6 protein-coding genes are annotated in these 7,782 nt (G+C 52.6%); 3 read left to right on the top strand and 3 right to left on the bottom strand.

The genetic code is table 11. From position 1 onward, the window contains the following. Together EJQ19_RS20945 and EJQ19_RS20940 are read left to right on the top strand one after the other, a co-directional pair. The coding region (locus EJQ19_RS20945) for an SbcC/MukB-like Walker B domain-containing protein (RefSeq protein ID WP_277600971.1) at positions 1-822 on the top strand (822 nt) is incomplete at its 5' end. A gap of 156 nt (positions 823-978) precedes the next feature. Continuing rightward, positions 979-2,082: a chymotrypsin family serine protease gene (locus tag EJQ19_RS20940; RefSeq protein WP_241243018.1), complete on the top strand. Its 1,104-nt coding sequence runs from the start codon at positions 979-981 to the stop codon at positions 2,080-2,082. A 100-nt stretch (positions 2,083-2,182) separates the two neighbouring features. Here EJQ19_RS20940 and EJQ19_RS20935 read toward each other — a convergent pair whose 3' ends face one another. Genes EJQ19_RS20935 through EJQ19_RS20925 form a run of 3 tightly spaced genes read right to left on the bottom strand, consistent with a single transcriptional unit; the run spans position 2,183 to position 5,622 of the window. Continuing rightward, complete coding sequence (locus EJQ19_RS20935) at positions 2,183-3,253, bottom strand: Ger(x)C family spore germination protein (RefSeq protein WP_126143186.1); 1,071 nt, start codon at positions 3,251-3,253, stop codon at positions 2,183-2,185. After that, a complete protein-coding gene (locus EJQ19_RS20930; RefSeq protein WP_164716650.1) occupies positions 3,228-4,319 on the bottom strand; it encodes a GerAB/ArcD/ProY family transporter in 1,092 nt (363 codons plus the stop codon). Before EJQ19_RS20930 ends, EJQ19_RS20935 begins: the two co-directional genes overlap by 26 nt. After that, on the bottom strand, positions 4,312-5,622 hold the full coding sequence (locus EJQ19_RS20925) for a spore germination protein (RefSeq protein ID WP_164716649.1): 1,311 nt from the start codon (positions 5,620-5,622) through the stop codon (positions 4,312-4,314). The genes EJQ19_RS20930 and EJQ19_RS20925 overlap by 8 nt, the downstream gene beginning before the upstream one ends. Positions 5,623-5,762: 140 nt before the next feature. On the opposite strand from EJQ19_RS20925, the gene EJQ19_RS20920 reads away from it, so the two are divergent. Continuing rightward, positions 5,763-7,706, top strand: coding sequence for a stalk domain-containing protein (locus EJQ19_RS20920; protein WP_164716648.1), 1,944 nt, complete (start codon positions 5,763-5,765; stop codon positions 7,704-7,706). Positions 7,707-7,782 lie beyond the last annotated feature (76 nt).

The raw sequence follows: 7,782 nt of genomic DNA, 5'->3' as shown, positions 1-7,782 counted from the left end.
TCGCGCGAAGCCGCCGCAGCGGCGGCGCTGGCGCCTGAGCAGCGCCGCGCATGGGCGCAGCTCGCGGCCGAGCACCGCGAGCGCGAGCAGGCGCTGCGCGCCCAGCTGGCGCAGCTGGCAGCGAAGCTGCAGGGCCGCTCGCTGAGCGCGGCCGATTGGGCGCAGTCGCAGGAGCGGCTGCGCGCTGCGAAAGCGGCCGCCGAGGCCGCGCTGGAAGCGCGGGCGGCGGCTGCGCAGGGCGCGAGCGAGCTGGCTGTGCGCCACGCCCGCTGGGGCGAGCTCGAGGCGCAGCGCGTAGAGCTCGCTGCGCAGCTGGAGCGGCTGGGCAAGCTGCAAGCCGTGCTCAAAGCCAACGCCTTCGTCGAGTACCTCGCCGAAGAGCAGCTCATGCAAGTGAGCCGCGCGGCGTCCGAGCGGCTCGGGGAGCTGACGCGCCGCCGGTATGGAATCGAGGTCGATTCCGGCGGCGGGTTTGTCATTCGCGACGATGCGAACGGCGGTGTGAAGCGCCCGGTGAGCACGCTCTCCGGCGGAGAAACGTTTCTGACGTCGCTGGCGCTCGCGTTAGCGTTGTCCGCGCAAATACAGCTCAAGGGCGAGTATCCCCTCGAATTTTTCTTTCTGGATGAAGGGTTCGGTACGCTCGATCAGGAACTGCTCGATATGGTCATCGGTGCACTGGAGAAGCTGCATACGGACAAATTGGCGGTAGGCGTCATCTCCCACGTGCCTGAGCTCCGCGCAAGGCTTGTGCGCAAACTGATCGTACAGCCTGCAGAATCTTCAGGGCGTGGAAGCCGAATCGTCGTAGAAGAAGTGTAGCTTTTAGGAAGAGGTTGAATACACCTTACGAGGTGAATGGCCGTGTGCGGTCATTCGCCTTTTTTGCCTTTTGGTCGCAGCGGTAGGTGAAAGAGGAGGCAAGGCGGATGGGATGGACATACACTGAATCATCCAAAATGAGAGGGGAATGTGTGAATGGCAACGTTCCATGAAGCGCTAAGGCACAAAAAGCGAATAGCCCACACGCTGCTCAAAAGACCTGAAGTCACTGCCATCGGAGTCGGATACGTGGATCCGCACAAGCCTGCTTTGGGGGCAAGCGTTATCGTATATACCCAGAAAAAGATAGTGCCTTCGAGCATGAACGGTTTGCGCACGGTCGCCACACAGGCAGGCGCCTCCTCAGCGGTGCCGGTACGATTTGTCGCTTCCGGTACATTTAAGTGTCATGCCTTGCTCACTCACCCTAAAATTTTCAAGCCTGCGACGTTCCGCTCTCGCATTCGGCCTGTGCCCGGAGGCGTCTCCGTCGGAAAGGCGAATCCGGCCGCAACAGGTACCGCCGGTCTCATTGTCACCAAAAATAATCAGTTATACGTGTTAAGCAACAATCATGTTCTCATTAAAGACAACTCGCCGCTCTACTCCGCAACGCTCCAACCGGGGCCTGCCGATGGAGGCACACTTGCAAGCGATCAGCTTGGCAGAGCGTATCAATTCGTGCCACTTCAGAATAATGCGGTGAATTATCAAGATTCAGCAATCGCAGTCGCATCCAATCAGCTGCTGAATCCGCGCTATCAGGTGACTTCCTCAGGGAGTCTGATCACGGTGCCTGGGCACGTGCTCAGCTATTCCGTCGGTGCTCAATTGGTGAAGTCAGGCCGGACGACAGGCTTTGTAAGAGGAACAGTTGAAGCCAATCATGTGGATGTGCGTGTCTCCTACGGGGGGAGGCTCGGCACGCTATTGTTCCGTAATCAATCGGTCATTCGCGGCAATAACGGCCCCGTTTCGTTGCCTGGCGATTCCGGTTCTGTTTGGTTGCGAGCCAGCGACCGGTATGCTGCGGCGCTTAATTTCGCCGGTACACCCGATGGGACACGCTCCATCAGCAATCCGATTGCACTTATTATGTCGACATACGGCATTCGTGTCGCGGTTCCTGTAGCCGGCGGCTTCAAAGCTGGCGGCGTGCGCAGCACTGCGGTCCCCAGAGATGCGTCGGCGGTACAGCCGCTCTCCCAAATACAAAAGAAGCGGGTTCGCGCACAATTCGTACGCAGTACAAAAGCTTAAATCCCATAAGCCGACAACCTCCTGATCCGGAGAGCGTTGGCTTTTTTTATGTCGAAGTCAATGAAAGTGAGCTTTCATCAGGGATAGTTGGCTTTCAAACCTAATTGGTTTTAAGAAAGCCTTCGTCCTGTACGTTGATATGGATGTCAAAATCGACACGTAAATCCGGATAAAGCGATTCCCGCCAGTTTTGCAGCAGCGAGCGAGGAATCTGGCGCCGAAACGTCTGTCCCAACGATAGAATATCGGCTTGACCGTTTTGCGCTTTGGCGAGCAACTTAGTAAAACGGTGATTCAACTGATCCTTCAGATCCTGTTTAATTGTTTCGACGGAAGTCTGACCCTTCACTTCGAGAAGACTCACGTTCAGCGACATTCGCGCTTTTGTGACCGGTTTGCCTTGCAGCATTCGGCTCCGGAGCCGCAGCGAAGTTTTATTGATTAGAACACTGGCATTTTCCATCACTTCGATCTTACCTTCACCGCTCTCCCCTTTAAACAAGTTAACCAATAGCGTGTCGTCGGAATTGATCGTCCCCACCATCCTGCCGTTTTTGATAATGGCGGAGCCGATATGGCTGATAGCAGTCGTATTGCCTGATCTGACTATGGGCAGCACAACATCTTCGGTATAGGAATGAATGCTTCGGTATACTTCCCATATTCTCGTCAATGCAATCTGCGGGTTCCAGCCTGCATACTTCTCAAAGAAGTCGGTGAGATTCCGGCTCTCGGGATTCATTTTATTTTTGATGTTGGTGAAAAATGTTTCCAGATCTTCATCGCAAAGCACGACTAGCGCTTTGGGCGAAATGTCTCTCACTCGGATGAAGAAAGAAAAAATATCGCTCATCCCCAGCGCGGCAATTTTTTTATCGATCATGACAACTTTTAAATGGAGCAAATCCACTTCGCTCTCCAAATTCTCGCTTAATCGGTCGACCGCTTTGGTGATGGTATCTCCTTTTTCCACGACAATTTTGGTTTGCAGACGTGTTGCCACAGGTTCCGGAATTTGTAAAAACACCTGATATTCCTCGCCGTTTTTCGTAATGCCCATGGCGACCGGCAGTGATCGATGGTTGATGTCCTTATTGTCCCAGCACCCGCTTAACAGCAGAGGAGCCGCTAGGAGAATGGCCAGACTAACGGCCTGCCGCAGTTTTCTCATGCTGTGCCTCCTTCTTGGCGCGATGCCCGAGGAAATAGACGGTGATCGGCACGGCGATCAGCAAATAGAAACGCACATAGAGATTCCACGAAAACAAGTGTTGAACACTTTCTATATTGGGAATGGATAAGCAAACGGCAAAGATACCGGCTGCGATTACGATCAACTGGCAGCTAACGGGTATGCGTGGAATAAACTGTCTCATGATGCGCACGGATTGCCATAGTGTTAGGGCAAGAAGCAGCATCATCATCGAAATTAAACTAAGCAGAAAAAACACGGCTACACGTTCGAACATCAGCCAGTTAATATGAATCACGTCAAGTGTGACCACGAAGGGAAAGAACAGCGTGACGGCTGTCGCTTCGCCGAATGTCAGAATCGGAACATATACGGCGCAAAGCAGCATAGGAAGCAGACAAAGGGCGGTTACGATGACCGAGCGGGTTCGAAATGTATAGAATGGCTGCACAAAACCTAAAAACATAAAGCTTCCGGTATAAACGAAAAAGCTGCGATAATACGAAGCTTTTGTGAAGAAATCTACGTTCTCGCCTACTAATGGGAAGATGTAATGCCAGTTGACATTCTGGAAGGAGGCGATGGTAATAAACAAGACAAGCGGTAAACCGAAACAGGCGACGAGCACCCCTGCACCGAAAATCGTTCTCATGCCTTTGTTGGCCAAGTACGTCGGCACGGCCAGTAATAGCAGCATAATCGCCCAAAGAGGCGTATTGGAAAGAAATACGATCGACATAATTTCCGAGTACGCCCGGATCGTTACGATAATTTGAATGATAAAATACATAAAAACCGGGGCAAGCAGAATGGCGGAAACGGTAGTTCCCAATTGCCCGTATAAGTCGACAATATCTTTTTTGCCGCCCCAGCTCATGCCCTTCAAGTAGAGCCATAGACAGAAGAGGTAGACAGCGAATCCAAAAACAATCGGAAGCCAGTGTCCGGCGGATGCGGACTCGATAATCTCGCCGGGATACAGAAAGAAGATGAGCCCCAGCTGGACTAAAATATACATGATCACGACGTGCAGGCTCTTATTCATACTCAGCATCATCCTTTGCAAACGGCAAACGAACATAAGATATGCCGAACGAGGATTCGCCGGCCAACAGACCGCAAATGATCACGACACCGACAAATATGCCCAGAACGCCGAATATTGCTGCTAAAACAACGGTTATATATTTTAATGATCGCAGTAAATAACCGTTTTGGATGCCGACAATGGTTGAATTCGCGATGGTCGTAGCAGCCAATACGATAATGAGCAGGTTGCTGACGAGCTGGGCGGCAACAACCGCTTGTCCGAGAATGATGCCTCCGACCATGGTGAGGGTCGGCCCGACGCTGCGGGGAAGGCGGACGCTGGATTCCAGCACCAGCTCAAGCAAGAGCAGCATAATAATCGTTTCAACGGCAGCCGGGTAAGGAACGCCGTCCCGGCTTTGCGCAACAGAGAGGGCCAGCTGCAGGCGCAGTACTTCCGGATTGACAGCGACCAGCGCTACGTATAGAGCAGGAAGAATAATGGTCGTAAACGCGCCGATTAGCCGAACGGCACGAATGGAGAGCATGATAGGCCGAGGGAAATTGCGATCACTTCCCAAGGTGAAGGCGTCCCAAAGGGAATTAGGCAGGATGAGTGCGAACGGCATTCGATCAACGAATAGGACAACTCTGCCTTGCTCCAGAACTGCGGCTACCTCTTCCGGGAGCTCCGTTATTTTAAATTTGGAGATTAGATTCCATTTGCCAAAGCCTAATATGCGGCTGACATCCTGCAAGGAACGAATATCGATCTGTTTTTTGGCGTTCAGATGGTTTTTTATTTCTCGAACCAGCTTCGGATTCGCGACGGTATCCAGGTAGAGCAACGCGAGACTCGTTGATTTTTCAGTACCAACGGGTGAAATGCTGACTTTTAAGCGGCCTGACTTGAACTGCTCTCGCACGATCCCGACATTGGTATACATATCTTCAATGAACGCAGCCATTGCCCCTTGAATGACACTTTCACTGCTAGGAGCGTCTACGGCTCTGTTCAACTGCTTGGAAACAGGTTCGATAATTCGAAACTGACCGGAATGCGCGTCAAAGATCACGAGCCTGCCTGCCAGTATCCCGGCGACAAGGGCATCGGACTCGTTCTCCCCATGTTTGATGGCTTGATCCGGCTGATTCATATGTTCGATGGTTATCGCCAAATTGCCGATGGTTTGCGGTACATCGATCATGGAACGCAGTCCGAATAACCAAATCGACGACCCATGAACGATTTCCTCCAGTTGAAAAAAATCATCATTCCCGCTAAACTGCTCTTGCAAAAAAGCATGGATTGCTATCATCCGTATCACCATTTTCCAGCATGATGGTCAAATTTGTATTGGTTTATTTTCTCCTAGAAATGATGGGTTATTCTGCTACTTTTTGCATTCACTTGCGTATCAATGTTAGTTACACGAGAATAGATCAGGGGGAACAGGTTATGAACAAAGGTAAAAAACGGCTCGTTGTCACTGTTTTGGCGGCCAGTCTGCTGGGAGCTAGTTTGGTAAGTGTTCCGGCGGGGGTGCGTGCAGACGTTGTATGGGATCATTGGCAGCAGGCCGAAGCGCTGGTTAATCAAGGGAACTCCGCGGGCGCTGTACCGCATTGGAAGTACCTTGTCGATCATTACGCCAGCATTGGCGAGTGGGAGAATGCCGCGCTTTTCTGCGGAAAGCTGGACAGCTATTACGATGCGGCAGGGCAATATGACGAAGCGATTTATTACTATGAGCTTGAAAATACGTACTGGGTCCGAGCGGGCAGAGATTGGGGCGCTGTAAAGCTTCAGCGCGCCGATCAAATTCGGACGACTGTGGAGTTGTATCGGACGGAGAAGGACCCGGCAGTTTTCCAGTCGCGCTCGCTGCCTGACAGCGGAAAGTTGGCCAAGTTCGAGCCAGCCTATGGGACGTATCTCGGCTTATATTCCGAGCAAGATCCGGAAGTGGGCAATACGTTTACCAAAGCGGAATCTGTGTACGGGAAAAAGCATGCGATCTATCTCGCCTACGCGCACTGGGGGCAAAGCTTCCCGGATATGTATGCAAGGCGAGCGAAAGAAGCCGGCGGCGCGCTGCAAATCGCCTGGGAACCGGACGACGGTTTGGACCCGGTAACGGATGGCACCTACCTGCGCAATTGGGCGAAAAAAGCCAAAGAAGCCGGCATCCCGATCTTCCTGCGTTTTGCAGGAGAAATGAATGGTGCGTGGGTGAAATGGCACGGCAATCCGGCCCAATACATAGAGAAATTCCGGTTGCTGCACGATGTATTTGCCGCAGAAGCGCCGAACGTTGCCATGGTATGGAGTCCCGGCGACGTACCGGCGAACGATATTGACCCGTACTACCCGGGTGATGCGTATGTGGATTGGGTCGGCGTCAGCTTGTACATCGAACCGTATGAGAATGGCGATCCTACACTTCCTTCGATGCTGGCGACGAGCAATGTCGAGCGGCTGAACCGACTGTACAGCACGTATGCCGACCGTAAGCCGCTCATGCTGAGTGAAACGGGTGTTCCACATTATTCGCATTCGGCCGATGAGGATTTTACCGAGTGGGCCAAGCTGAACTTACAGCGCTTATACGAGATTATGCCTTACAAGTATCCGCGGCTTAAAGCAATTACCTATTTCAACGTCGACCAGCAAATGTCGAACGCGAAGAATGATTACTCGTTATCCGACTCAGCTGACATCAAGAGTTATTACCGGCAATTGATTGCGAATCCATACTTGCTCTCCAAAGTGGAGGATGGCGCAAAGCCGTCAGGCGGAACAGGCTACATGCCGATCGATGCCGACAATCATGTGTTCGAGAAGATGACGCGCATTACGCCTTTTGTGAAAATTCCGGATGTGTACATCGGAAAAATCGATTATGTGCTCAATGGCCGCACGATTGCTTCACAATCCAGCTTGCCTTATGGGCTTGACCTCAAAGCGGGCGAAGTGCCGGAAGGTTCCGTTCTGCAAATTCGCATCGCGAACAAAGAAGGGCAGCAAGTATCGCTGCGCACGTTCGGACTTTCCTCCCAAGTTGCCGTGGAACTGGACGGAAAAGCTTTGAAGTTTGAACAGCCGCCGGTCATAAAGGACAGCTCGACGCTCACGCCGCTGCGCGCGATTTTCGAGGCAATGGGGGCGAAGGTTGATTACGACGCGGCGACGCGCTCCGTGACCGCGACAAAAGGCTCCACTACGGTCAAACTCACGCTGGATTCCAAGACGGTCTATGTGAACGGTGAAAAGAAAGAGTTGGAAGTGCCTGCTACACTGGTGGGCGGCTACACGCTGGCCCCGGCGAGATTCGTCGGAGAGACGTTCGGCGGCACGGTGGGCTGGGATGGCGGTACACGCACTGTCACAATAACTCGCTAGTACACCTAAAAAAAGCTTCACAAGCAAGACCTCGGTCTGCTCGTGAAGCTTTTTCTCATGATTCGCGCAGCTAGGC

The organism is Paenibacillus whitsoniae, from assembly GCF_003955665.1.
Classification (GTDB): Bacteria; Bacillota; Bacilli; order Paenibacillales; family NBRC-103111; genus Paenibacillus_E; species Paenibacillus_E whitsoniae.
Note: the sequence above shows the minus strand (reverse complement) of the source record. Positions and strands in the feature narration are given on the sequence as shown.

Coding starts and splice junctions, on each gene's coding strand:
- EJQ19_RS20940 (WP_241243018.1), top strand. CDS start 979: ATGGCAACGTTCCATGAAGCGCTAAGGCACAAAAAGCGAATAGCCCAC.
- EJQ19_RS20935 (WP_126143186.1), bottom strand. CDS start 3,253: ATGAGAAAACTGCGGCAGGCCGTTAGTCTGGCCATTCTCCTAGCGGCT.
- EJQ19_RS20930 (WP_164716650.1), bottom strand. CDS start 4,319: ATGAATAAGAGCCTGCACGTCGTGATCATGTATATTTTAGTCCAGCTG.
- EJQ19_RS20925 (WP_164716649.1), bottom strand. CDS start 5,622: ATGATAGCAATCCATGCTTTTTTGCAAGAGCAGTTTAGCGGGAATGAT.
- EJQ19_RS20920 (WP_164716648.1), top strand. CDS start 5,763: ATGAACAAAGGTAAAAAACGGCTCGTTGTCACTGTTTTGGCGGCCAGT.